Source organism: Nocardia veterana NBRC 100344 (assembly GCF_000308855.1).
Lineage (GTDB): Bacteria > Actinomycetota > Actinomycetes > Mycobacteriales > Mycobacteriaceae > Nocardia > Nocardia veterana.
The window spans coordinates 48,936-71,792 of record NZ_BAGM01000065.1 but is presented as its reverse complement, the minus strand read 5'-3'; the positions used below and the strand labels follow the sequence as shown (position 1 = coordinate 71,792).

Annotated in this window: 25 protein-coding genes; 14 read left to right on the top strand and 11 right to left on the bottom strand. The window is 68.7% G+C overall.

Features of this window, described 5'->3' with window-relative positions; translation table 11 throughout:
* Positions 1-38: 38 nt before the first annotated feature.
* The 3 genes from arsB to ON37_RS10960 form a co-directional block, all read right to left on the bottom strand.
* A complete protein-coding gene (gene arsB, locus ON37_RS10970) occupies positions 39-1,178 on the bottom strand; it encodes an ACR3 family arsenite efflux transporter (RefSeq protein ID WP_168441276.1) in 1,140 nt (379 codons plus the stop codon).
* Positions 1,127-1,396, bottom strand: coding sequence for an ArsR/SmtB family transcription factor (locus ON37_RS10965; protein ID WP_085997271.1), 270 nt, complete (start codon positions 1,394-1,396; stop codon positions 1,127-1,129). Before ON37_RS10965 ends, arsB begins: the two co-directional genes overlap by 52 nt.
* A gap of 177 nt (positions 1,397-1,573) precedes the next feature.
* Positions 1,574-2,089, bottom strand: coding sequence for an ArsI/CadI family heavy metal resistance metalloenzyme (locus tag ON37_RS10960; protein WP_040718821.1), 516 nt, complete (start codon positions 2,087-2,089; stop codon positions 1,574-1,576).
* 92 nt (positions 2,090-2,181) lie between these two features.
* Here ON37_RS10960 and ON37_RS10955 point away from each other — a divergent pair, with 92 nt between their 5' ends.
* From ON37_RS10955 to ON37_RS10945, 3 genes are all read left to right on the top strand, one after another.
* Positions 2,182-2,541 carry an Rv2640c family ArsR-like transcriptional regulator gene (locus ON37_RS10955; RefSeq protein WP_040718819.1) on the top strand — a complete coding sequence of 120 codons (360 nt, stop codon included), beginning with the start codon at positions 2,182-2,184 and terminating at the stop codon, positions 2,539-2,541.
* A gap of 471 nt (positions 2,542-3,012) precedes the next feature.
* The gene (locus ON37_RS10950; protein ID WP_040718817.1) at positions 3,013-3,606 is read left to right on the top strand and encodes a TetR/AcrR family transcriptional regulator; all 594 of its coding nucleotides are present in this window, start codon (positions 3,013-3,015) and stop codon (positions 3,604-3,606) included.
* Positions 3,603-4,439 carry an alpha/beta hydrolase gene (locus tag ON37_RS10945; RefSeq protein ID WP_040718815.1) on the top strand — a complete coding sequence of 279 codons (837 nt, stop codon included), beginning with the start codon at positions 3,603-3,605 and terminating at the stop codon, positions 4,437-4,439. Before ON37_RS10950 ends, ON37_RS10945 begins: the two co-directional genes overlap by 4 nt.
* A 47-nt stretch (positions 4,440-4,486) precedes the next feature.
* Here ON37_RS10945 and ON37_RS10940 read toward each other — a convergent pair whose 3' ends face one another.
* Complete coding sequence (locus ON37_RS10940; protein ID WP_040718924.1) at positions 4,487-5,116, bottom strand: VOC family protein; 630 nt, start codon at positions 5,114-5,116, stop codon at positions 4,487-4,489.
* Positions 5,117-5,301: 185 nt separating this feature from the next.
* Between ON37_RS10940 and ON37_RS34080 the strand changes: the two genes are divergently transcribed.
* From ON37_RS34080 to ON37_RS10910, 7 genes are all read left to right on the top strand, one after another.
* Positions 5,302-6,501, top strand: coding sequence for a hypothetical protein (locus ON37_RS34080; protein ID WP_245553150.1), 1,200 nt, complete (start codon positions 5,302-5,304; stop codon positions 6,499-6,501).
* Positions 6,502-6,629: 128 nt separating this feature from the next.
* Positions 6,630-6,875 carry a microaggregate-binding protein 1 gene (gene mbp1 / locus ON37_RS10930; RefSeq protein WP_040718917.1) on the top strand — a complete coding sequence of 82 codons (246 nt, stop codon included), beginning with the start codon at positions 6,630-6,632 and terminating at the stop codon, positions 6,873-6,875.
* Positions 6,876-6,914: 39 nt separating this feature from the next.
* The gene (locus tag ON37_RS34075) at positions 6,915-7,073 is read left to right on the top strand and encodes a hypothetical protein (protein ID WP_245553149.1); all 159 of its coding nucleotides are present in this window, start codon (positions 6,915-6,917) and stop codon (positions 7,071-7,073) included.
* Positions 7,074-7,107: 34 nt separating this feature from the next.
* Positions 7,108-7,593 carry a CinA family protein gene (locus tag ON37_RS10925; protein ID WP_040718814.1) on the top strand — a complete coding sequence of 162 codons (486 nt, stop codon included), beginning with the start codon at positions 7,108-7,110 and terminating at the stop codon, positions 7,591-7,593.
* A gap of 180 nt (positions 7,594-7,773) precedes the next feature.
* Positions 7,774-9,279, top strand: coding sequence for a 2-methylcitrate dehydratase PrpD (prpD, locus tag ON37_RS10920; RefSeq protein ID WP_040718812.1), 1,506 nt, complete (start codon positions 7,774-7,776; stop codon positions 9,277-9,279).
* Positions 9,276-10,193, top strand: coding sequence for a methylisocitrate lyase (prpB, locus tag ON37_RS10915; RefSeq protein ID WP_040718809.1), 918 nt, complete (start codon positions 9,276-9,278; stop codon positions 10,191-10,193). The genes prpD and prpB overlap by 4 nt, the downstream gene beginning before the upstream one ends.
* Complete coding sequence (locus ON37_RS10910; protein ID WP_040718808.1) at positions 10,190-11,314, top strand: bifunctional 2-methylcitrate synthase/citrate synthase; 1,125 nt, start codon at positions 10,190-10,192, stop codon at positions 11,312-11,314. Before prpB ends, ON37_RS10910 begins: the two co-directional genes overlap by 4 nt.
* A gap of 19 nt (positions 11,315-11,333) precedes the next feature.
* Here the strand turns inward: ON37_RS10910 and ON37_RS10905 are convergent, their stop codons facing one another.
* Positions 11,334-12,770 (bottom strand): lipase maturation factor family protein, encoded by a 1,437-nt coding sequence (locus tag ON37_RS10905; protein WP_040718916.1) that lies wholly within the window; start codon positions 12,768-12,770, stop codon positions 11,334-11,336.
* Positions 12,771-12,850: 80 nt separating this feature from the next.
* A complete protein-coding gene (locus tag ON37_RS10900; protein ID WP_040718806.1) occupies positions 12,851-13,675 on the bottom strand; it encodes an acyl-CoA thioesterase in 825 nt (274 codons plus the stop codon).
* A 134-nt stretch (positions 13,676-13,809) separates the two neighbouring features.
* On the opposite strand from ON37_RS10900, the gene ON37_RS10895 reads away from it, so the two are divergent.
* The 3 genes from ON37_RS10895 to ON37_RS10885 all read left to right on the top strand — a co-directional run bounded on the left by ON37_RS10895 (position 13,810) and on the right by ON37_RS10885 (position 17,765).
* Positions 13,810-14,586: a DUF72 domain-containing protein gene (locus ON37_RS10895; RefSeq protein ID WP_040718804.1), complete on the top strand. Its 777-nt coding sequence runs from the start codon at positions 13,810-13,812 to the stop codon at positions 14,584-14,586.
* A gap of 281 nt (positions 14,587-14,867) precedes the next feature.
* Entirely contained in the window at positions 14,868-15,617 is a 750-nt protein-coding gene (locus tag ON37_RS10890; RefSeq protein ID WP_040718802.1) for a VOC family protein, read from the top strand.
* A gap of 159 nt (positions 15,618-15,776) precedes the next feature.
* Positions 15,777-17,765 carry an aconitate hydratase gene (locus ON37_RS10885; RefSeq protein WP_083892887.1) on the top strand — a complete coding sequence of 663 codons (1,989 nt, stop codon included), beginning with the start codon at positions 15,777-15,779 and terminating at the stop codon, positions 17,763-17,765.
* Here the strand turns inward: ON37_RS10885 and ON37_RS10880 are convergent, their stop codons facing one another.
* From ON37_RS10880 to ON37_RS10860, 5 genes are all read right to left on the bottom strand, one after another.
* Positions 17,766-18,749 (bottom strand): glycine betaine ABC transporter substrate-binding protein, encoded by a 984-nt coding sequence (locus ON37_RS10880; RefSeq protein WP_040718800.1) that lies wholly within the window; start codon positions 18,747-18,749, stop codon positions 17,766-17,768. It abuts the gene before it with no gap.
* Entirely contained in the window at positions 18,746-19,483 is a 738-nt protein-coding gene (locus ON37_RS10875; RefSeq protein ID WP_040718799.1) for an ABC transporter permease, read from the bottom strand. Before ON37_RS10875 ends, ON37_RS10880 begins: the two co-directional genes overlap by 4 nt.
* Entirely contained in the window at positions 19,480-20,760 is a 1,281-nt protein-coding gene (locus tag ON37_RS10870; protein ID WP_040718798.1) for an ABC transporter ATP-binding protein, read from the bottom strand. Before ON37_RS10870 ends, ON37_RS10875 begins: the two co-directional genes overlap by 4 nt.
* A complete protein-coding gene (locus tag ON37_RS10865) occupies positions 20,757-21,350 on the bottom strand; it encodes an ABC transporter permease (protein WP_085997269.1) in 594 nt (197 codons plus the stop codon). Before ON37_RS10865 ends, ON37_RS10870 begins: the two co-directional genes overlap by 4 nt.
* 187 nt (positions 21,351-21,537) lie before the next feature.
* On the bottom strand, positions 21,538-22,311 hold the full coding sequence (locus tag ON37_RS10860; protein WP_051031450.1) for a 1-acyl-sn-glycerol-3-phosphate acyltransferase: 774 nt from the start codon (positions 22,309-22,311) through the stop codon (positions 21,538-21,540).
* Positions 22,312-22,446: 135 nt separating this feature from the next.
* Between ON37_RS10860 and ON37_RS10855 the strand changes: the two genes are divergently transcribed.
* A complete protein-coding gene (locus ON37_RS10855; protein ID WP_040718797.1) occupies positions 22,447-22,842 on the top strand; it encodes a DUF488 domain-containing protein in 396 nt (131 codons plus the stop codon).
* Positions 22,843-22,857 lie beyond the last annotated feature (15 nt).

Sequence of the window (22,857 nt, the reverse complement as noted above, 5' to 3'; positions counted from 1 at the left end):
CCCGGCGTTGTGGACGCAGACGAACAGGACGCGGGGTTTCATTGCCGTCGAGAGCCTTTCCCGGGTTCGGTCGCGGCGGGAGTGAATCCGGGGCGTAGTGCGAGGGAGACGTAGACCAGGCCGACGAGCACGGGGACTTCGATCAACGGGCCGACGACGCCGGCGAGGGCTTGTCCGGAGCCAGCGCCGTAGGTGGCGATCGCGACGGCGATGGCGAGCTCGAAGTTGTTGCCGGCGGCGGTGAAGGCGAGGGTGGTGGTGCGTTCGTAGCCGAGGCCGGCCAGGCGGCCGTAGAGGTAGCCGCCGCCCCACATGACCGCGAAGTAGACCAGCAGGGGCAGCGCGATTCGCGCGACGTCCCACGGGTGCGCCGAAATCCGGTCGCCCTGCAGGGCGAACAGGATCACGATCGTGAACAGCAGTCCGTACAGCGCCCACGGTCCGATTCGCGGCAGCAATCGCCCTTCGTACCACTGCCGGCCGCGGGCCTTCTCGCCGAGCCGGCGGGTGAGATATCCGCAGATCAGCGGGATGCCGAGGAAGATGAGCACAGATTCGGCGATGTGCCACGGGGAGGTCTCGATGGTGGTTTGCTCGAGTCCGAGCCATCCGGGCAGGACCGACAGGTAGAACCAGCCGAGGGCCGCGAACATCAGGACCTGGAAGATCGAATTCAACGCCACGAGCACGGCGGCGGCCTCGCGATCGCCGCAGGCGAGATCGTTCCAGATGATCACCATCGCAATGCATCTGGCGAGCCCGACGATGACGAGTCCGGTCCGGTACTCGGGCAGATCCGGCAGCAGCAGCCAGGCGAGAGCGAACATCAGCGCAGGACCGACCACCCAATTCGAGACCAGCGATCCGAGCAGCAGCCTCCGGTCCGCGGCCACCGTGCCGAGCCGGTCGTAGCGGACCTTCGCCAGCACCGGATACATCATGATCAGCAGACCGATCGCGATGGGCAGCGAGATCCCGTCCACCTGGATCGCCGACAACACGTCACCGAGTCCGGGCAGGAAGCGCCCGAGCAGCAGGCCCGCCGCCATCGCGGCCCCGATCCAGATCGGCAGGAAGCGATCGAGCGTGGACAGTTTGCCGACGACCGCTCCGGATTCGGTGACCGTCACGCGCGCACCTCGGCCCCCGCGTAATCGGCGAGTAGAGCCGAAAGGCATTGCAGCGCTTCGGGAACCACGCGGTAGTACACCCAGGAGGCGCGCCGCTCGCTGGTGACCAGCCCCGCGTCGCGCAGCACCTTCAGGTGATGGGAGATGGTGGGCTGGCTGACGTCCAGGCCGTCGGAGACGTCGCAGACACAGGCCTCGCCACCGTCGCGCGCCGCGATCGCCGACAGCACCCGTAACCGCACGGGATCGGCCAGCGCCTTGAACATCGCCGCGATCTCGTGCGCCGCGTCCGGCCCGATCACCGGCCGCAACCGAGGTGTGGCCTCGCATCCGGCGGGCGAGGCCACGGTCGTCGGCCACTTCGAATTAGACACCTATCGATATTGACTGTTATCGATATGGCGGGGCAAGTTCACGGGCGACAGGTTCGGGTCCGCGGTCGTTCAGCGGCAGCAGGTGGCGCCGGCGGCGATCGCGGCACGCTTGTCTGCCGCGGTGCAGCACGCCCCCTCCGGGGTGGCGTCGGCGGTGTCGCAGCACGCCTGGCGGGGAGTGGCGCCTTCTGCTGCGAATTGTGGTGCGGCGCCGAATGTTTCGGAGTCCGCGAGCACCGTGTACACCTCCCACTTCTCGCCGTGCGGGCCGGTGACCCACGCCTTGTCCTGCTGTGCGAAGCAGCATGTGGTGGCGCGCTGCTCCTCGGTGCACAGTCCCGCCTGCGACAGGCGGGCGATCTCGGCGTGCACCGCGTCCGAGCTGTCGACCTCGATTCCCAGGTGGTTGATCGTGCCGCCCGCCCCGGCGCCTTCCAGGAGGACGAGCTTCAGCGGTGGCTGTTCGATCGCGAAGTTCGCGTAACCGGGCTTGCGTTTGGCCGGTTCGGCGCCGAACAACGTGGCGTAGAACGCCACTGCCCGGTCGAGATCGTCGACGTTGAGGGCGAGCTGTACGCGAGACATGAGAACCTCCGTGATGCGATATATGTCGAAAAGGTGGTCCGAGTCTGCGCCACCTTTTCGACATATGTCAACACTGTCGGTAGGGTTGGGGTATGCCCAGAGCGCTCCCCGTGATCGACATGTCCGCGCCGGTGTGCTGTGCGCCGGTCGCGGCCGGCCCCGTCGACGACACCGCGGCGCTCGAGGTGGCGCTGCGATTGAAGGCGCTCGCCGACCCGGTGCGGGTCAAGCTGATGTCGCTCCTGCTGGCGAGTCCGGACACCGGTGAGAACGGTGGTGACCTCGCCGCCGCGGTGGGCCTGTCGGAATCGACGGTCAGTCACCACCTCGGACAGCTCCGCAAGGCCGGGCTCGTCGATTCCGAACGCACCGGAATGAACGTCGTCCATCGCGCCCGACGCGATGCGCTGGCGGCACTGTGCATGGTCCTGGATCCCAATTGCTGCCGGTGACACGGTAATTCGTGATCGGCCGGCGTGAACGCCGGCGGCCGCAGCGTCGTGTCGCCGCGTCGGGCGGGAACCACGCCGACGCGCCGACGGCGGCGATGAGACCGGCGAAACATACTGCGGCTCAGCGCGGTTCGCCGCTCGCGGCGGAACCCGACGTAGCGGTGCACATCCATTTCGACCTGCTGTGCGGGTGTTGTGGTTCGTGGCTTGTGCGCCGGCCGCGCGGCGGTTCGTCGACCACTGGCTCGTCGCCCGCCGCTCGGAGTTGGTGACGATGGGGCCGCCGGACGATGCGTATCCACGGCTGCCGTGCGAGCGGCTCTGGGCATTGCCGTGACCTTGCCGATCGAAGCGTGCGGCCGGTTCGGGAGGGAGTGCCGGTGTGGTGGTGGAAGGGGTGGGGATTCGGGCTGGCAAAACAAGACTAATATGCTTAGGATAAATCCTAAGAGAGTTAGGAAGGAGCCTGCCGTGTCCCCTCGCGCCGGTCTTTCTCGCGACCGAATCGCCCGTGCCGCAGCCGAACTCGCGGACGAGGTGGGCTTCGCCGGTGTCACGCTGTCCGCGGTGGCCCGCAGATTCGGAGTGAAAGATCCGAGTTTGTACACCCACGTGCGTAATCTGCGCGACCTGCAGGTGCAGGTCGCCCTGCTGGCAGGTGCCGAGATGAACGATCGGATCGGGCGGGCGGTGGCCGGGCGCTCGGGGCGAGAGGCGCTGTTCGCCTTCGGCGACGCCTATCGCTCCTATGCCCTCGACCACCCCGGCCGGTACGCCGCGACCCAGATCCGGATGGACCTCGCCGAGGTGGGCGCGGAGCCGGCGCTACTGCGCGGCATCGAGCTCACGGCGGCGCTGTTGCGTGGGTACCGGCTGCGTGAACCGGAGGCGACCGACGCCGGACGCTTGCTGCGCAGCACATTCCACGGCTTCGCCACCTTGGAGGCGGCCGGGGGCTTCGCGCACTCCCGGTCCGTCGACACCAGCTGGCATCACATTCTCGACGCCCTGCACCGCACCCTGTCCCAATGGCCGAGTCGAACCGAACAGGAAGAACCGCAATGAAATCCGACACTCTGCCGGTGCCCGGCGCCACCATCTATTACGAAGTGCGCGGCGACGGTCCGTTGCTGCTGTTGATTCCCGGTGGTGGCGGCGACGCGGGCGTTTTCGACGAGCTGGTGCAGGTGCTGGCGTCGTCGTTCACGGTCACGGCGTTCGATCCGCGTGGGTATTCGCGCAGCCTGCTGGACAACGGGCCCGAGGATCAGCACGTCGCCGTGCAGGCCGACGATGCGGCCCGGTTGCTCGCCCATCTGACCGACGAGCCGGCCGTCGTGCTGGGTACCAGCAGCGGTGCGATTGTCGGCCTCGATCTGCTGGCGCGGTATCCGGACCGGGTCCGTGCGTTGGTCGCGCACGAACCGCCGTGCTTCGCCGTCCTGCCCGATGCCGCCGAGCACCGCGCGATGGTCGAGGAGGTGTACGCCCTGTTGCACTCCGAGGGAGCCGCCGCGGCCGGTGCGCGCTTCCTCGCCGGTATCGGCCCGGCGATGAAACCGGCGCCGGACGTTTCGGAGCTGTCCGACCGCGCGGCGCAGATGTGGAGCCGGCTCGCCGCCAACGGTCCGCTCATGATCGAGCACGAGTTGCGCGAATTCACCGCGTACCTACCGGATTACCGAGCGCTCGCGGAGGTCTCCGACCGGCTGGTACTCGCCGTCGGACGCGAGACCAGAGGCTGCCTGCCGTACCGGCCCGCCGTCGAGATCGCGAGCCGGCTCGGTCTGGAGGTGATCGAATTCCCCGGCGCACACAACGGAATACGCACCGACGCCGAGGGATTCGCGCACCGGCTGATCGAGGTTCTGTCCGGCGAGTATGTGCCTCGCCGATGAACCCCGACCGGATATCGCGATCGTGATCCCGACGCGAACACCCGGGTTCAGCCCTCGACCTCCCAGACGAAGCCGTCCGGATCGGTGAACGAGCCGAGTGAACCGGCGATGGCGATCCGGTGCGACCCGGAGCCTTCCGCCGGGACGCCCGCATCCTTCGCGGCGGCTTTGCGGCCGTAGAGCGCGAGCTTGACCGATCCGGACGGGGATTCGAACTCGGCGTATTTTCCACCGAAGCTCTTGGCGACGGTCAGGCCGCGCTCGACGTAGAACTGCTTGGTCGCCTTGACGCTGTCGACGCCGAGCAGCAGCACGAAATCGTCGACCTCGCGGGTGGCGGGACCGGTGTCCTTCTTCGCCGAGGTCGCGATCTTCCAGACCGCGCCGTCGGGCGCCTGCACGACGCCGCCGTACCCCCAGAAACTCTTCTTGGCCGGCTTCACGATGGTCGCGCCCGCCGCGACCGCGGAACCGAGGTAGCTGTCCACGGTGCTGGGCTGCGACACCACGAGCGAGAGGATGTAGCCGCGGAACCCGTCGGTCGGTGCCGCCGATTCGCGGACCCGCAGGCGGTCGCCGAGACCGAAGGCGGCCTCGTAGAAGGCCGCGGTCGCAGCCGGGTCCGGGGTCTCGACGGTAACGGCGGAGATGGCGGTCTGAGCAGTGGTGATATTCATGTCCACGACGCTATCGGCGATCGGCTGCCCGGCGCTTCTCGATTCCTGATCACCCTCGAGGGTCCGATTGCCACGGTGTTGCGGCCGACCGCGGGACCCGAACCGTCCCCGGCGTCGAGTTGCCGGGTGCCGCGATCGTGGCTCGACGAAGCCGGGTTGTCGGACACCGCTGTCAGGATGGCGTGGTGAAAGACACAACGGGGATGCTCAGCGAGGAGTCGGTCGAACTGTTCATGGACTACGGACAGTTCTGTATCGACGGGGGTCTGGGCGATGCGGACGAGGAACTCGAACTGCTCGAGCAGGCGCTGGCGGCGCAGCCGTTCGCCTCGAACGGGCGCGCCGTCGTCGTATTGAGTCCGCACCAGAACAACTTTCGGATGCCGGTGTCGGTGCAGGTGTGGGACCGCCGCCCGCCCGACGACCGGGACGAGTGGGAGCAGGTCTGTGAGACCCGGCTGCGAGTGGACGACGGGGGCGGGCTGACGCTCTCCTCGCCGACCGACGGTTACGCCGGGTGCGATGTTCCCGCCGGTGCGTACCTGATCGAGATCAGCGGCCGCGGTTTCCTCACCTACGGCTGGCCCGGTTCGACCGAGCCCGGCGACAGCTGGCGCATCCGGTTGTGGCCCGACGACGGCAGCGAGCCACGGCCCGCCCGGCAATGGGAGATGCCGGGATACGGTGTGCCGGACAACGATCCGATGCCGGAACCGGCGGCCGCGACGGAGCCGGATGCCGCCGAGTCGGCCGCCGATGACGAGGAATGGGTCATGATCCTCGACGGCGCGGGGGCGCAGCGCATCACGGTGGCGGAACTGCGTGAACGTGCCGCCGCGGACGAGCGGCGCCGGTGGGGTGGTGAGCCGATACCGCGGCTGGCACCGTATGCGGGCGCCGAGGACATCGCTCGGTTCGATCGGCGCTTCGCCGAGGCGCTGGCCGTGGCGGACGAAGCGCAGCTGCGCCGGGTCGCGATCCGGGCGGCGACGCTCGCCTGCGAGAAGGCCGGGATCGCCGAAAAGGATTGGATCGCGGCGGGATTGGACGCGGTGCGCTCCGGTGCGCCGTTGCCCGCGCTGTTCGCCGATCCGGAAGCGGCCTTCGACCGGCTGCATGCCGAGGAGTTCGGCTCGGACGGGGAAGACCGGGCATTGATCGCGGTCCTCGAATCCCGCGAGCCGGCCGGCAATCCGTTCTACGACGGTCGCCCCGTCCATCGGCCGTCGTTCGCCTTGCCGACCATCGGCCACGCCGCGGCGGCCGACCCGCTGGAGGCGGCGGTTCGGTCTATCTACGAGGCCGGTCTGGTGTACGGCCCGGAGGCGGCGCAGTTCTTCGCGGTCGTCCGCTCCGAGGTGGGGCTGCCGGCTACGCGGGTGTAGTTGCTGCGCGGTCGCGGGGGCCCGGCCCCCGCTCCGACCGGCCGTCGCCGCGATTCCCCGGCGATTGAGCGCCGCTGCGGTGGGTAGGTCGATGGGTGTTCGGTGAAAGCACGACGAAAGGGGATTTCGTGACCGAGCACGAGAGCGGCCCACGCGAAGGCATCAAGGGCGTCGTCGAGGACGTCAAGGGTAAGGCGAAGGAAGCCGCGGGCATCGTCACCGGCAAGAACGACCTCGAATCGGAGGGCCGGGCCCAGCAGGAGAAGGCCGAATCGCAACGGCAGGCCGCCGAGAAGGAAGCCGAGGCGGAGAAGGCCCGCGCCGAGGCCGACGTCGACGAGGCCCGTCAGCGGTCCCATCAGCAGGGTAGCTAGCCCGCATCTGCCCACCCACCCAGGCCGGAGGAGGTTGCCGTGGTTTCACACGACGTGATCGCCCAGCTTCGCCAGGACATCACCACCGCGTCGGATGCCGGCGACGAGGAACAGGTGCAGCGATTGCAGCACGAACTCGACGCCGCGCTGCGCGAATATCGCGAGAGCGGTGGCAGCGACGCGGAACCGGCCGAATGAGCGGCCCTCACATGGCGGCGGGGGAGGTGCGGCGGTGACGGAGAAATCCGCGGCCGAGCGCATCGCCGAACTCGCCGCCGCGGGTGGTGCGACCATCGCCGTCGCGGAATCGCTGACCTCCGGAAAGATCGCGTCGGCACTCGGCGCGGCACCGGATGCGGGTCAGTGGTTCCGCGGCGGCGTCGTCGCCTACCATCCGGAGGTCAAGCGCGGCGTGCTGCACATGCCGGATGTCCCGGTGGTGTCGCGACCGGCCGCGGAAGCGCTCGCGGCCAACGTGCGCACCCTGTTCGACGCCACCCTCTCCGTGGCGGTGACAGGGGTCGGCGGGCCCGACGCCAGCGACGGCGAGCCGCCCGGCACGGTCTGGCTGGCCACCGCCTCGGCGACCGCCGTCACCGCCGAGCGTGCCCGCTTCGACGGTGATCCCGAAGCCGTCCTCGACCAGACCGTCCGTTTCGCCCTGGATTGTCTGCTCGACCGGCTCACCGCGTCATCCGTCGCGGCCGAGCATGGATAGAAAACCGATACCGATAGAACCGATACCGATAGGCCCCCGAGACCGGACGACCTCGCAAACTTCGCAACTTCGCCGATGCGCCGCAACAGAATTCGGCAATTGTGAAGGGATTCCGGATGGTTCGCCGCCCGATTAGCGTGCGAAGCAAGCGAATCACCGTCCGTTTCGGAGGCCGACACTGTGAAGAACCATCTTGTCCGCACGCACCGCTCGGCGGAGGTGTTCCCCCGCGCGGAACACCTCGCCTGGCGGATCGCCGAGGTCGCCACGGATCCGGTGGAGGTCCCGCCGGAAACCGAGGAGATGATCGTCAATCGGATCATCGACAATGCCGCCGTGGCAGCCGCGGCGCTGCTGCGCCGCCCGGTGACCAATGCCCGCGCGCAGGCGCTGGCCCATCCGTATCGCCCCGGCGCGACCGTCTTCGGCGTCGGCGGCCGCTACTCGCCCGAGTGGGCCGCGTGGGCGAACGGGGTCGCCGTGCGCGAGTTGGACTTTCACGACACCTTCCTGGCCGCGGAGTACTCGCACCCGGGCGACAACATCCCACCCGTGCTGGCCGTCGCCCAGCACGCCGGCCGCACCGGCCGCGATCTGATCCGCGGTCTGGCCACCGGTTACGAGATTCAGATCGATTTGGTGCGCGCGATCTGCCTGCACGAGCACAAGATCGACCACGTCGCCCACCTCGGGCCGTCGGCGGCCGCGGGCATCGGCACCCTGCTCGGGCTGGACACGGAGACGATCTATCAGGCCATCGGCCAAGCCCTGCACACGACGACGGCGACCCGGCAGTCGCGCAAGGGCGAGATCTCCAGTTGGAAGGCCTGTGCGCCGGCGTTCGCCGGCAAGATGGCGGTGGAAGCCGTCGACCGCGCGATGCGCGGTGAGGGCGCCCCCGCGCCGATCTGGGAGGGTGAGGACGGTGTCATCGCCCGGCTGCTCGGCGGCCCGACCGCCGAATACTCGGTGCCGCTGCCCGGCCCGGGCGAACCCAAACGCGCCATCCTCGACTCCTACACCAAGGAATATTCGGCCGAATATCAGAGCCAGGCCGTGATCGACCTGGCCCGCCGGATGCGCGAGCGCATCGGCGACCCGGCCCGGATCGCCTCGGTGGTCCTGCACACCAGCCACCACACCCACGTCGTGATCGGCACCGGTTCCGACGATCCGCAGAAATTCGACCCGGAGGCCTCGCGCGAAACCCTCGATCACTCCGTGATGTACATCTTCGCGGTCGCGCTGCAGGACGGCACCTGGCACCACGAGCGCTCCTACGCGCCCGAACGAGCCCGGCGGCCCGACACCGTCGAACTGTGGCACAAGATCTCCACCGCCGAGGATCCGGAATGGACCCGGCGCTACCACGCCACCGATCCGAACGAGAAGGCCTTCGGCGCCCGCGCGGAGGTCACGTTGACCGACGGCGAGGTGATCGTGGACGAACTCGCGGTCGCCGATGCGCACCCGCTGGGCGCACGGCCGTTCGGGCGCGAGCAGTACATCGCCAAATTCCGCACCCTGGCCGAGGACATCGTCGCGCCGGCCGAACAGGAGCGGTTCCTCGATGTGGTGCAGCGCGTGGGCGAGTTGTCCGCGGCCGAACTGCCGGAACTCACGCTCACCGTCTCGGCGGATGTGCTTGCGCGCGCGCCGAAATCACCGGAAGGACTGTTCCGATGAGCCGACCGCTCGCCGCCGCCACCTCCGCCGCCGACAAACGGGCCGCGTTGCGGGCCGGGCTGAACTCGAACCGGATCCAACGCCTCCCCGGCGCGTTCAACCCCTTGGTGGCCACGCTGATTCAGGAGATCGGTTTCGAAGGGGTCTACGTATCCGGCGCGGTGGTATCCGCCGACCTGGCCCTGCCCGATATCGGGCTGACGACACTGAGCGAGGTCACCGAGCGAAGCCGGCAGATCGCGCGGGTGACCGATCTTCCGGTCCTCGTCGATGCCGACACCGGATTCGGCGAGCCGATGAACGCCGCCCGCACGGTGGCCCTGCTCGAGGACGCCGGAATCGCGGGACTGCATCTCGAGGATCAGGTGAACCCCAAGCGCTGCGGGCATCTCGACGGCAAAGCCGTGGTGCCCACCGCGGACATGGTGCGCCGGGTGCGGGCCGCGGTGGCCGCCCGTCGCGACCCGAACTTCGTGATCTGCGCCCGCACCGACGCGGCGGGCCTCGAGGGCGTCGATGCCGCGATCGACCGGGCCCGCGCCTACGCCGACGCGGGGGCGGACCTGATCTTCACCGAAGCCCTGCCCGCCGCGGCCGATTTCGAGAAGTTCCGGGCGGCGGTGTCGATTCCGTTGCTGGCCAATATGACCGAGTTCGGCAAGTCCGACCTGTTGTCGGCGCGGACGCTGGAAGCCATCGGCTACAACGCGGTGATCTACCCGGTCTCCACGCTGCGGCTGGCGATGTCGGCCGCCGAAGCCGGACTGCGCGAGATCGACCGCACCGGAACCCAGGCCGGTCTGCTGGACCGGATGCAGCACCGCAGCCGGCTCTACGAACTGGTGCGATACGAGCGCTACGCCGAATTCGATTCCCACATTTACGATTTCGCCTCGGAAAGGGGCCGGCGATGACGCAGACCCGGGTACCCACGATCAACAAGGGGCTGGCCGGGGTCGTCGTCGACACCACCGCGATCTCCAAGGTGGTGCCGGAGACCAACTCCCTGACCTACCGCGGTTACGCGGTCCAGGATCTGGCCGCCCACTGCAGTTTCGAACAGGTCGCCTATCTGCTCTGGAACGGCGAGCTGCCCAGCGACGCCCAGCTCGAACTGTTCTGTCAGCGCGAGCGTGCCGCCCGCCGCGCCGACCGCTCGCTGCTCTCGCTGGTGGCCAAACTGCCCGACACCTGCCATCCCATGGACGTCGTGCGCACCGCGATCAGCTATCTGGGCGCGGAGGATCCGCTCGAGGACGACAATTCGCCGGAGGCGAACCGGGACAAGGCCTTACGCATGCTCGCCGTCCTCCCGACCATCGTGGCGGCCGATCACCGCCGCCGGCACGGGCTGGAGCCGATTCCCCCGCATTCGCAGCTGGGATTCGCGGCCAACTTCCTGAACATGTGTTTCGGTTCGGTGCCGGCTCCGGAACTGGTCGCAGCGTTCGAGGTGTCGTTGATCCTCTACGCCGAGCACGGGTTCAACGCCTCCACCTTCGCCGCCCGCGTGGTCACCTCGACACTGTCCGATATCTACAGCGCGGTCACCGCCGCCATCGGCGCGCTGAAAGGCCGGTTGCACGGCGGCGCCAACGAGGCCGTCATGCGCGACATGCTGGCCATCGGTGATCCCGCCCGCGCCGCGGAATGGTTGCGGAACAGGCTGGCGGCCGAGGAGAAAGTGATGGGGTTCGGTCACCGGGTCTACAAGAACGGCGACTCCCGGGTGCCGACCATGAAGGCGGCGCTGGTGGACATCGCGACCGCGACCGGCGGGCAGCGATGGCTCCGGATGTACGACATCCTCGAACGAACCATGATCGAGGCCACCGGAATCCGGCCCAATCTCGATTTCCCCACCGGGCCCGCCTACTACCTGCTCGGCTTCGACATCGAGGCGTTCACGCCCATCTTCGTGATGAGCCGGATCACCGGCTGGACCGCCCACATCATCGAACAGGGCGAGTCCAATGCGCTGATCCGGCCGCTCAGCGAGTACGTGGGTGTGGCGCAGCGGTCGGTGGTGGCATAGCTCGGCAGGGACCGGCCGCTCACCTGCCCAGTGCCGACAGTGAGATCGGGGGTACCAGGTCACCGGCCGGTACCCGATGCCACCACAGGTGCTCGCTGCGGAGCTCGGCGCGGCTGCTGAATCGGTAGCGGTAGTTGCGCACCCGCACGTGGGTCGGCGGCCGGTCCGGAAACGGATTGTGGCGCAACAATTTCAGGGTGTCTCGATCGTTGGTCAGCAGGCGGCGGAGCAGGGGAGCGAGCCAGGGGCGGGCGTAGGCGGGGGAGATGGCGGCGAACCACATCAGCCAATCCAGGCGCAGATGGTACGGCGCCCACTGCCGGGGCAGCCGGTGCGGATCGCCCGGCTTGCCCTTGAATTCGTACTCCCGCCAGCGGGTTTCGGCGGTGACGTGGTGATCGCGAGTGCCCTCGATCACCAACTCCCAGCGCTTGCGTTCGATGCGGCCGAACGCGCCGTAGGTGTTCACCAGGTGGTAGCGGTTGAAACTGGCGTTCATCAGCTGCCGCCCGGACAGCAGATTCCGCGCCGGCCAGTAGCTCAGGACGACGACCAGCGCGGCGAACGCGCACGTCACGACCGTGAACCACAGTGGGGGATCGGCCAGGGCGGGTGCGGCCGGAAGCGGGAGCACGGCCGCGGCCGAATGAGCATCGATCGCGGTGCAGGCCAGCACGATCGTCAGCCAGTTCAGCCAGGCGAAATTGCCCGACAACACCAGCCACAGCTGGGTGACGATCACCACGGCCGCCGCCACGCTCGCGACCGGCTGCGGAGTGAACAGCGCGAACGGCACCACCAGCTGGGCGATATGGTTGGCCGCCACCTCCACGCGGTGCAGCGGTTTCGGCAAGTGGTGGAACAGCCAGCTCAGCGGGCCGGGCATCGGCTGCGTCTCGTGGTGGTAGTACAGACAGGTCAGATCGCGCCAGCAGGGGTCGCCGCGCAGTTTGATCAGCCCGGCGCCGAACTCCACCCGGAACAGCAGCCAGCGGGCCAGCCACAACACCAGGACCGGCGGCGCGGTGCGGTCGTTGCCCAGAAAGACCGCGAGGAACCCGGTCTCCAGCAGCAGTGATTCCCAGCCGAACGAATACCACGTCTGGCCCACATTGACGATGGACAGATACAGGATCCACGCCAGCAGCCACAGCAGCATGGCCGCCCACAACGGAACCCGGTCGCCCGCACCGGCGGCCAGGGCGAGCGACAGCGCGGCGCCCGTCCAGGCGAGCGCGGCGAAGAAGCGATCCGAGTAGTGCAGGTGGAAAAGGCTCGGTGACTGCCGAAACGAGGCCCGTGCGAGGTATCGGGGGATCGGCAACATGCCGTGTTCACCGAGCAGCGCCCGGAACTGCCGGGCCGCGCCGACGAACGCGACCAGGTAGATCACCGCCAGACCGCGCTGGAAGACCTCGCGCGCCAACCAGTACTCCGGCGCACCGAACCAGTGCATGCTCACCGCTCCTCGGGTCGGCAGACCTGCGTCCACCCGGTGGCATACCCGCAATCGACCGCGCCGACTCGGCGGACGGGTCAGTGCTTGAAGTAGACCAGCTGATGCGTGGTGGTGAGCGGGACACCGTCGGTGGTCCACAGCCCGGCGGTCTGATCGAAGAATCCCGCGCCGAAATGCTGGGCGCGGGCGGTGGCCAGGACGTGGGCGTCGCCGTGCGCGGCCAGGGTGGCGGCATCGGCGTGGAAGTACACGGTCAGGGTGACGGTACCGGCCGGCACCAGGCGGCCGAAACGCACCATGACGCGGGGGATGAACACATCGCTCAGAGCGGTCACCGCGAGATGGTCCAGCGGCCGGGCGGGTGTGTCCCGGACCCACAGGGTGGTCACCGAATGCGGTCGTTCCTCGGGCTCACCGGCGAGCGGACCGCCGCCTTCGACGAAACGCATCTCGTAATTGCGCATCCACACCGGGAATTCCGGCGGCTGCGCGAGTGCCACGGCCTCCGGGGCGGGCACGGCCGGAGGCTCGAGCTCGGTTTCCGACCACGTCGGCCGCCGGGAACCACAGATCACGGTCGCGGTGGTGGTGACCGCGTCGTCCTGGCTCAGGGTGACGATCCAGTGCTGGGTGCTGCGATTGGTGCGCACCGGCCGGACCTCGACCGTGAACGGACCCTCCGCGATCGGGCCCGCGTAGTTGACGGTGATCGACAGCGGCTCGCCCGCGCGGCGCGGATCGTCGAGGACGGACCGCAGCGCCGTCGCCGCGGTGACGTCGCCGAAGGGGCCCACCATATTCGAATAGGCCGCGGTGGTCCGGCCGAGGTAGCGCCCGGTGCCCGAGGCCACCAGTTCGGTGGCGAGATCGAAGGGGTGGGTGCGGATTTCGGTCGGATTCACTGCGCAGACTCCTTCGGCGAACCTGAGGGGCCGGATCGGATCGACCCCCGTGTCCCGCTGTTATGACGACTGTAATAGACCCGCGCCGCCGCGCGCTCGGCCGGATCGGGGCGAGCAGATGGTTCCATGGAAGGGTGACCCTGTTCGTCGGCACCTCCGGCTGGCAGTACCGGGATTGGCGCGGCATCCTGTATCCGCCCGGTCTGCCGCAGCGGCTGTGGCTGGAACGGTATGCGGCGGCCTTCGCGACCGTCGAGAGCAATAACGCCTTCTACCGGTTGCCCAGCCGCGAAGTGTTCGCGTCCTGGCGTGAGCGCACCCCCGAGGATTTCGTGGTCGCGGTGAAGGCCAGCCGGTTCCTGACCCATGTGCGGCGGCTGCGGGAGCCGGCCGAACCCGTGCAGCGGTTGCTCGATCATGCCGCCGGTCTGGCCGAGCGGCTCGGGCCGATCCTGCTGCAATTGCCGCCGACCCTGCGGGCCGATCCGGTCCTGCTGGACGACTGCCTGGTCCGGTTCCCGCCGGGCGTTCGGGTGGCCGTCGAACCACGCCACGAGTCGTGGTGGACCCCCGCCGTGCGGTCGGTGCTCGAGCGCCGCGGGGCGGCGCTGTGCTGGGCCGACGCTGGATCACGGCCGGTCACCCCGCTGTGGCGCACCACCGATTGGGCCTATCTGCGCTTGCATTCCGGCCGGGCGCACCCGCATCCGCGCTACGGCCGCCGAGCCCTGGCCGGCTGGGCGCGCCGGCTCGCGGAGACCTTCGGCGCGGCCGACGGCTATGTGTATTTCAACAACGATCCCGGCGGGGCGGCGATCTACGACGCGGTCGCCTTCGCGAGACTGGCGGACGCGGCCGGGCTCGCGGTGACACGCGTCGACGCGCCTGCGGCACCGCTCGGCACGCCGTAGCCTCGCCGCGCGAACGGCCGAGAAACGGTGCGTGAGAACCCAATACGGTGGTGCCCCGGAGCCGTCGGTCCGTAGCGAGGACGGCCCCGGCCCGCCCGAACCCCGCCGCGTTCCGGCGCCGTCGCTGCTGTGTGCTGGAAGCTACCCTGAGGAGATGGCCCGGCGTCGCAGGCGAATTCGGCTCGCACCACTCGTCAGGCCACCGTCCGGCGGCCCGGTGCCGCCCGTCCGCGCCGCCGCCCCGGAGCCCTGATCCGCGACCGTAACCCCTGGAGGAGTGCATGATTCGCTGGAACTGGCTGTACATCGACCGTCCCGCCGATCGCTTCGACGAGGCGTTCGCCTTCTGGACCACGGTCAGCGGGACGCGGCTCACGCCCCGGCAGGGGGACCATGCGGAATTCGCCACCCTGCGTCCGGGCGTCGGCGATCCGTACCTCGCTGCCCAGGCGGTCGGTGACGACGGTGGGGCCCATCCGGATCTCGACGTCGACGATCTGGCCGCCGCGCGCGACCGGGCCCGCGCCTGCGGTGCGACGCTGCTCGCCGATCACGACACCTGGTCGCTGGTGCGTTCACCCGGCGGACAGCGATTCTGCCTGACCACCGGGCGCGGGCAGCACATTCCCGCTCCGGTGTCGGGCCCCGACGGCGCGGTGAGCCGGGTGGACCAGATCTGCCTCGACATTCCACCCGCCGCATTCGATGCCGAGCTCCGATTCTGGACCGCCCTGACCGGCTGGCCGCTGCGACCGACCAGCGGTTCGGAATTCCGTCGGCTGCTGGTGCCACCGCGATTGCCGGTGCGGATGCTGCTGCAGCGGTTGGGGCCGGACTCGACAGCCGGAGCCCATATCGACATCGCCTGCTCGGACATCGAGGCCGTCGCCGCCTGGCACGAATCGCTGGGTGCCCGGCGGGTCGGCCCGGGGGCACAGTGGCTGGTGATGGCCGATCCGGTCGGCGGCGTCTACTGCCTCACCGACCGGGATCCGTTCACCGGCAAGGTAACCCGTCGATCGCGACGCTGAGCCGCGAGGTCCGGAGGCGGCCGGACGGATCCGTGCCCGGCCCGGTGCGGGTGGGACTCGAGCGCGCCGGCGCGGATCGGCGCATGCTGGAGGTGACATCGGACCAACGACTGCGTTCGGCACCGGAGTCCCGGCGCACGGATGCGCGGAGGAGGGCAGATGGCCGACCAGGAGATGTCCCAGGATGCGCCGCGCGGCGTCGCACAGAAGCTGATCGCCTCGCATCTGGTATCGGGGCGGATGCGGCCGGGGGAGGAGATCGCGCTGCGGATCGACCAGACCCTGACCCAGGACGCGACCGGCACCCTGGTGATGCAGGAACTCGAGGCGCTCGGGCTCGATCGCGTCCGCACCCAGCTCAGCGCCCAGTACGTGGACCACAATCTGCTGCAGACCGACGACAAGAACGCCCAGGATCACGAATTCCTGCTCTCGGCCTGTCGCCGCTACGGGCTCTGGTTCTCCAAGCCGGGCAACGGTGTCTCGCATCCCACCCATATGCAGCGCTTCGGCAAACCCGGGGTGACGATGGTCGGCTCGGATTCGCATACGCCCGCGGGCGGGTCGCTCGGCATGCTCGCGATCGGCGTCGGTGGTCTCGAGGTGGCCCTGGCGATGGCCGGTGAACCCCTGCACATCACGATGCCGCAGATCTGGGGTGTCGAACTGACCGGTGCGCTGCCGGAATGGTGTTCGGCCAAGGACGTGATCCTGGAGATGCTGCGCCGGCACGGCGTCAAGGGCGGACTGAACCGGATCATCGAATATCACGGCCCGGGCCTGGCGACGCTGAGCGCGATGGACCGGCACGTCATCGCGAATATGGGTGCCGAACTCGGCGCCACCACCACGGTTTTCCCCGCCGACGATGCGGTACGCGACTTTCTGCGCGCCGAGGACCGCGCGGCCGATTTCACCGAGCTGATCGCCGACCCGGGCGCCACCTACGACATCGACGAACGAATCGACCTCGGTGCCATCGAGCCGCTGATCGCGCGACCCTCCTCACCGGGCGACGTGGTTCCGGTGCGGGAGGTCGCCGGGGAACCCGTGGCGCAGGTGGTGATCGGATCCTCGGCGAATCCCGGGTTGCGGGACTTCGCGATGGCGGCCGCGATCGTCGCCGGCCGGCAGACTCATCCGGACGTCAGTTTCGATATCAATCCGTCCTCGCGGGAGATCTTCGAGGATCTGACCAGAATGGGCGCCACGTTCGAATTGATCCGGGCCGGCGCCCGCATCCACCAGTCCGGATGTATGGGCTGTATCGGGATGGGGCAGGCGCCGGCGGTGGGCCGTAACTCGCTGCGCACCATGCCGCGCAACTTCCCGGGACGCTCCGGCACCGACGAGGATTCGGTCTGGCTGTGCTCGCCGGAGACCGCCGCGGCCTCCGCGTTGACCGGCGTGATCACCGATCCGCGCGCGCTCGCCGAAGACCTCGCACTCGACTACCCCACGCCGAACCTGCCGTCGCGGGCGTCGGTGAACACCGCGATGCTGGTCGCGCCGCTGCCCGAATCCGAAGCGCGCACAGTACCTCTGGTGAAGGGACCCAATATCTCGGCACTGCCGGATTTCGATCCGCTTCCCGATGTGATCGAAGCGCCGGTCCTGCTGCGCGTCGGTGACAACATATCCACCGACGACATCTCCCCGGCCGGAGCGCGGGCGCTGCCGTATCGGTCCAATATTCCGAAGCTGGCCGAATTCGCGTTCATCCGTATCGATCCGGACTATCCCCGGAAGGCGACCGAGATCGCCGCCACCACGGGTCATGTGATCGTCGGGGGCGACAACTACGGCCAGGGATCCTCACGCGAACACGCCGCGATCGCTCCACGTTATCTCGGGCTGCGGGCGGTCGTCGCGAAATCGTATGCCCGCATCCATTGGCAGAATCTGGCGAATTTCGGGATCGTGGCCCTGGAATTCGCCGATCCGGCCGATTACGACCGCCTCGGTGTCGGCGACATCCTGCGTATCGACGGCTTGCGCGCTGCGCTCGCCGCCGGCGATACGGTGATCGCGCGGAATACGGGTACCGATGTGGAAATCCCCCTGCGGCACCGGCTTTCCGAACGACAGGTCCAGGACGTGTTGGCCGGCGGCATCATCGCGCGACTGGCCGCGGGCCACCGGGACTGATCACTTCACCAGGTTCTCGCTCCGCAACCAGTCGTAGGCGACATCGGCGGGATCCTCGCCGTCGATATCGACGCGGCCGTTGAGCTCCTGCATCAGATCGTTGGTCAGACGTTCGGAGATGGTGCCCAGCAGCGTCCGCAGCTGCGGGTAGCGGTCGATGATCTCGCCGCGCACCACGGCCGCGCCGCTGTAGGGGAGGAAGAACTTCTTGTCGTCGTCGAGCACGACGAGATGCAGATTCTTCACTCGGCCGTCGGTGGTGTACACCATGCCGAAGTTGCAGGGCGCGCTCTTGGCGGTCGCCGTGTACACGACGCCGGCGTCCATCCGGGTGACGTTACCGGCCGGCACGCCGTTCGGATCGTTGTAGGGAATTCCGTACTTCTGCAGCATCGGGATGAAACCGTCGGCGCGGCTGAAGAATTCGTCGTCCACGCAGAAGGTGCGATCCCGCACCGGCAGGGCGGCCACATCCGACAGCGTCCGCACGCCGAGCCGTTGCGCGGTCGGGCCCGCCGCCGCGAAGGCGTAGGTGTCGTTGAAGTTCGCGGGCGGCAACCACTCCAGGTCGTAGTCGTGCTTCTCCACATCGTGCACGCGTTGCCAGAGCTGGTGAGGATCGGCGATCGTCTCGGTTTCGTTGTGGTAGTTGACCCAGCCGGTGCCGGTGTATTCCCACAGGATGTCGGCATCGCCGTTGAGCTGGGCCTGCCGCGACGACGCCGAACCCGGCGCCCCGGTCATATCGGTGACTTTCGCGCCGGCCGCCGCCAGATAGGTCGCGGTGATCTTGCCCAGCAACACGCCTTCGGTGAAACTCTTCGATGTCACAACCAGTTTCGCGCCGTCGAGCGGGCGGCTGCCGTCGGGCAGCCGGGCCTCGTGAAAGGTGCCCGACGAACTCACCAGCCCGCAGCCGGGCAGCATCGCCAGCGCGATGAGCGCGGTGAGCAGGGCGGCGACCCGGGTGCCGAACGCGGTCATGACACACCTCGCGGGGTGGCGGCCAATTCGACCAGCCGGCCCAGCCAGTCGATGGTCAACGCCAGCAAGCCCACCAGAATCGCGCCCGAGACGAGCAGTTTCGGCAGGAACAGCGTGACGCCGGTGGTGATGAGGGTGCCCAGGCTGGTCGCACCGATGAATGTGCTCAAGGTGGCGGTGCCGACCAGGATGACCAGCGCGGTGCGCACGCCGTTGAGGATGACCGGCACCGCCAGCGGCAATTCCACCTGCACCAGGGTGCGGGCCGCGGAGAAGCCGATCCCCCGCGAGGCCTCGATCGTGCGGCGGTCCACCTGCCGCAATCCGACGATCGTGTTCTGCAGGATCGGCAGGATCGCGTACACCACCAAACCGACGATCGCGGTCCGGAATCCGGTGCCCAGCCAGAACGTGAACAGCACCAGCAGACCCACCGCCGGAGCGGCCTGGCCGATATTGGCCACGTTCACCGCGATCGGTTCCAGCCGTCGCAGCGACGGCCGGGTGAGCGCGATCCCCAGCGGAATCGCGACGACCACCACGATCACCGTCGCCACCACGGTCAGCTCGATATGGGAGAGGATCGTGGTCCGCAGGTTGGCCCAGCCGAGGGAGGCCCGCTCGGTGGCGGTGAACGTCTGCGCGCGGTACCAGACGAGGTAGCCGATGCCGATCACCGCGATGACGAGCGGTTCGAACCACACATCCATCGGCAGGCGCCGCAGCCGGGTCATGACGGCTCGGCCGATCCGTGTTCGTCCTCGGCGGCCACGACCGGGGTCGGCGCCGGATCGGTGCCGTCGACATACGTTTCGTAGGACGTGTCGTCCTCGTCGGAGCGCACATCGGCGAGTTTGGCCCGGATCACCTCCGTCACCGAGCCGATGCTGAGCGAGCCGACGACCGCGCCCCGGCCGTCGGTGACCAGCGCGGCGCCCTGGCTGGTGGCGAGCATGGTGTCGAGGGCGTCGTTGAGCGTCGAGGAGCGCGCCACCACCGGAAGCCGGCGATCGAGGAAGTCGGAGACTTCGGGTTTGGTGGCGAGTTCGGCCAGTGTCGGCCACGAACGCGGCCGGCCGGCCTCGTCGACGACCACCACCCAGGTGTGACCGGCCGCCTTCGCCCGGGCGATCACCTCCCCCGCCGGCTCGCCGATCCGGGCGGTGACGACCTCGTCGCAGTCGACGTCGCGGACGCGCTGCACGGTCAGATACGCCAGCTTCGCGCCCGAGCCGACGAACTCCTCCACGAACGGCGTGGCGGGGGCGGTGAGAATTTCCTCCGGCCGCGCGTACTGCTCGACGTGGCCGCCCTCGGACAGGATCAGCACCTTGTCACCGAGTTTGGTGGCCTCCTCGAAGTCGTGGGTGACGATCACCACGGTCTTGCCCAGTTCGTGCTGAATGGCGATCAGGCTGTCCTGCAGGCGAATTCGAGTGATCGGATCGACCGCGCCGAACGGTTCGTCCATCAGCAGCACCGGCGGATCGGCCGCCAGCGCGCGGGCCACGCCGACCCGCTGCTGCTGACCGCCCGACATGTCCTTGGGGAGGCGGTCGGCGAAGGCGCCCGGGTCCAGACCCACCAGATCGAGCAGATATTCGGTGCGTTCGGCGATCCGCTTCTTGTCCCAGCCCAGCACACGCGGGATCGCACCGATGTTCTTGCGCACCGACCAGTGCGGAAACAGGCCGCCGGACTGGATGACATATCCGATCGACTGGCGCAGCTTGTCCGGATCCTCGCGGGTCACATCCCGGCCACCGATGAAGATGCGCCCGGACGTCGGCTCGATCAGGCGGTTGATCATCTTGAGCGTGGTGGTCTTCCCGCATCCGGACGGGCCGACGAAGGCGACGATCTGCCCGGCCTCGATCTCGAGATCGAGCCGTTCGACGGCCGGGCGGGGCTGGCCCCGGTACTGCTTGACCACCCCGTCCAGGGTGATGGCCGCCCCGGTCACCTTGCGTTCCGGGGCCGGCGGGGCGGGCCGGCTGCTCACATCGGTCATGACAGTCCCTTTGCGATCGTGAGGCGTCCGAGCAGGACGAGCAGCGCGTCGAACACCAGCGCGACGACGACGATGAGCAGGGTGCCCGTCAGTGCCATCTCGAGCGCGTTGGCGCCGCCGAGACGGGACAGGCCGTTGAAGATCAATGATCCCAGCCCGGGCCCGAGGACGTAGGCGACGATCGCGGCGACACCGACGATCATCTGGGTCGACACCCGGATGCCGGTGAGAATTACCGGCCACGCGATCGGCAGCTCCACGGTCAGCAGGATCCGCCAGCGCGAAAAGCCGATGCCCCGAGCCGATTCCACCACCGAGGCGGGTACCGACCGCAGCCCCACGATCGCATTGCCGATCACCGGCAAGGCCGCGAAGAACGACAGCATCACGAACGACGGGACCACACCCAGACCGAACGGCACCAACAGCAGCGCGAGCAGTGCCAGCGACGGAATGGTCAGCGCGACCCGGCTCGAGGTCAGCGTCAGCTGCGACAGCAGCGGCAGCCGGTAGACCGCGATCGCGATCGCGACCGCCACCACGGTGCCGACCAGAACCGTCTGAAAGGCCAGGGACGCATGCTGATACATGAGAAACGCCAGCACATCCCCCCGTCCTCGGATGTAGTTCCACAGGTTCACGGGACTCCCGTCGTCGGCCACAAGCTGTCAAAGACTAAATGACATGCCGCCACGACGCTGGACGGCACGCGGCCGATGCCGCGCGGGTCACATCGAGAACCCGCCGGTGCGGGCGTGCGGGGGAGCGGGGCGAAGGTCAGCGAGCGGCGGCCACCGCGCCGTCGAGCGCCCGCTGCATCCGCTCGGCGATCAGTCGCGTGATCTGCGCCGGGCGGTCGGGGTAGTCCAGCAGTGGCCGGTCGATGTGGAACGTCGCGCGTGGGCTCGCACCCGTGCCGGAGCCGTAACTCAGGCCGAGGAAGACGAAAGCCGGTGCGGCTCCGGCCTTGCGCGCCCGCGCGGCGATGTGACCGATGCCGGTGCCGATCGTTTGCACCCGAGTCGGATCGGTCTCGTTGCAGGTGCCCTCGGGGAACAGTGCCAGATCGTCGCCGTCGACCATCCGCTGCACGCAGACCTCCATCAACTGCTGGCCGGCGGCGTAGGCGGCGCGGGGACCGTGGTCCTTCCCGCGGAAGACCGGGATCGCGCCCATCGTGTCGATGCGGGCGCGCTGCTCCGGATCGGTGAACAGTTCGTCCTTGGCCAGCACCCGGATGCGGCCGATCCGGGGCCGGAACACGCTGCGCCACGCGCAGGCCGCCACCATCCGTGGATCCGCCACGCTCAGATGATTGATGGCGATGATCAGGCGGCGATCGGCGCGAATCAGCGCCCGGATCGATTCCCGGGCGTCGTCGGCGTAGCCGACGACCGGGCGCTTGCGATAGGCGAGAATCGCGTGCGACAGCTGCGCGCGCAGGCGCGACGGCCGATGCGTGCGGTAGTACTCGTAGACGGCGTCGCGGTTGTCGAAGTCGACCGGCGGGGGCTGAAGGGTGGCGGGCGCCACCGGGGCCGAGGAACTCATGCAACCTACGCTACCGTAGGTTACGGCTCCGTAGGTCGGAAGGTGCCGATTCGCCGGGGCGATCCGGTTCATCACCCTCGAGGCCGGGTACCACCTCGACGCCGTCACCGGAGTCCGGCCGAAGGGAGTGCACTGATGGCGAGCGCACGGCAGCAGGTCCGGATTCGCCGGATCTACGACGACCCCGACCCGGACGACGGCGCCCGGGTGCTGGTCGACCGGATCTGGCCGCGGGGAATGCGCAAGGAACACGCGCACCTCGACGAGTGGTGCAAACAGATCGCGCCGTCGACCGAGTTACGCAAGTGGTACGGCCACGATCCCGACCGATTCGAGGAGTTCGCCCGGCGTTACCACGCGGAGCTGCGCGACCCGGAACACGCCGAGGCGCTGACACATCTGCGCGACCTCGCCGCACAGGGACGGCTCACGCTGCTCTCCGCGACCAAGCGGATCGATATCAGCGCGGCCGCCGTCCTCGCCGACCTGATCGCCGAACTGATCGCCGACGGATCGGGCGGCCGCGGCTGAATCGCATCCCCGCGC

Bases quoted from the DNA above. Each gene is read 5' to 3' on its own strand.
- ON37_RS10965 (WP_085997271.1), bottom strand. From the start codon at position 1,396: ATGTTCAAGGCGCTGGCCGATCCCGTGCGGTTACGGGTGCTGTCGGCG.
- ON37_RS10910 (WP_040718808.1), top strand. From the start codon at position 10,190: ATGACGCAGACCCGGGTACCCACGATCAACAAGGGGCTGGCCGGGGTC.
- ON37_RS10870 (WP_040718798.1), bottom strand. From the start codon at position 20,760: ATGACCGATGTGAGCAGCCGGCCCGCCCCGCCGGCCCCGGAACGCAAG.
- ON37_RS10940 (WP_040718924.1), bottom strand. From the start codon at position 5,116: ATGAATATCACCACTGCTCAGACCGCCATCTCCGCCGTTACCGTCGAG.
- ON37_RS10945 (WP_040718815.1), top strand. From the start codon at position 3,603: ATGAAATCCGACACTCTGCCGGTGCCCGGCGCCACCATCTATTACGAA.
- ON37_RS10905 (WP_040718916.1), bottom strand. From the start codon at position 12,770: ATGCACTGGTTCGGTGCGCCGGAGTACTGGTTGGCGCGCGAGGTCTTC.
- ON37_RS10955 (WP_040718819.1), top strand. From the start codon at position 2,182: ATGCCCAGAGCGCTCCCCGTGATCGACATGTCCGCGCCGGTGTGCTGT.
- ON37_RS10960 (WP_040718821.1), bottom strand. From the start codon at position 2,089: ATGTCTCGCGTACAGCTCGCCCTCAACGTCGACGATCTCGACCGGGCA.
- ON37_RS10865 (WP_085997269.1), bottom strand. From the start codon at position 21,350: ATGTATCAGCATGCGTCCCTGGCCTTTCAGACGGTTCTGGTCGGCACC.
- ON37_RS10890 (WP_040718802.1), top strand. From the start codon at position 14,868: ATGATTCGCTGGAACTGGCTGTACATCGACCGTCCCGCCGATCGCTTC.
- ON37_RS10885 (WP_083892887.1), top strand. From the start codon at position 15,777: ATGGCCGACCAGGAGATGTCCCAGGATGCGCCGCGCGGCGTCGCACAG.
- ON37_RS10880 (WP_040718800.1), bottom strand. From the start codon at position 18,749: ATGACCGCGTTCGGCACCCGGGTCGCCGCCCTGCTCACCGCGCTCATC.
- arsB (WP_168441276.1), bottom strand. From the start codon at position 1,178: ATGCCTTTCGGCTCTACTCGCCGATTACGCGGGGGCCGAGGTGCGCGC.
- ON37_RS10875 (WP_040718799.1), bottom strand. From the start codon at position 19,483: ATGACCCGGCTGCGGCGCCTGCCGATGGATGTGTGGTTCGAACCGCTC.
- prpB (WP_040718809.1), top strand. From the start codon at position 9,276: ATGAGCCGACCGCTCGCCGCCGCCACCTCCGCCGCCGACAAACGGGCC.
- ON37_RS10855 (WP_040718797.1), top strand. From the start codon at position 22,447: ATGGCGAGCGCACGGCAGCAGGTCCGGATTCGCCGGATCTACGACGAC.
- ON37_RS10860 (WP_051031450.1), bottom strand. From the start codon at position 22,311: ATGAGTTCCTCGGCCCCGGTGGCGCCCGCCACCCTTCAGCCCCCGCCG.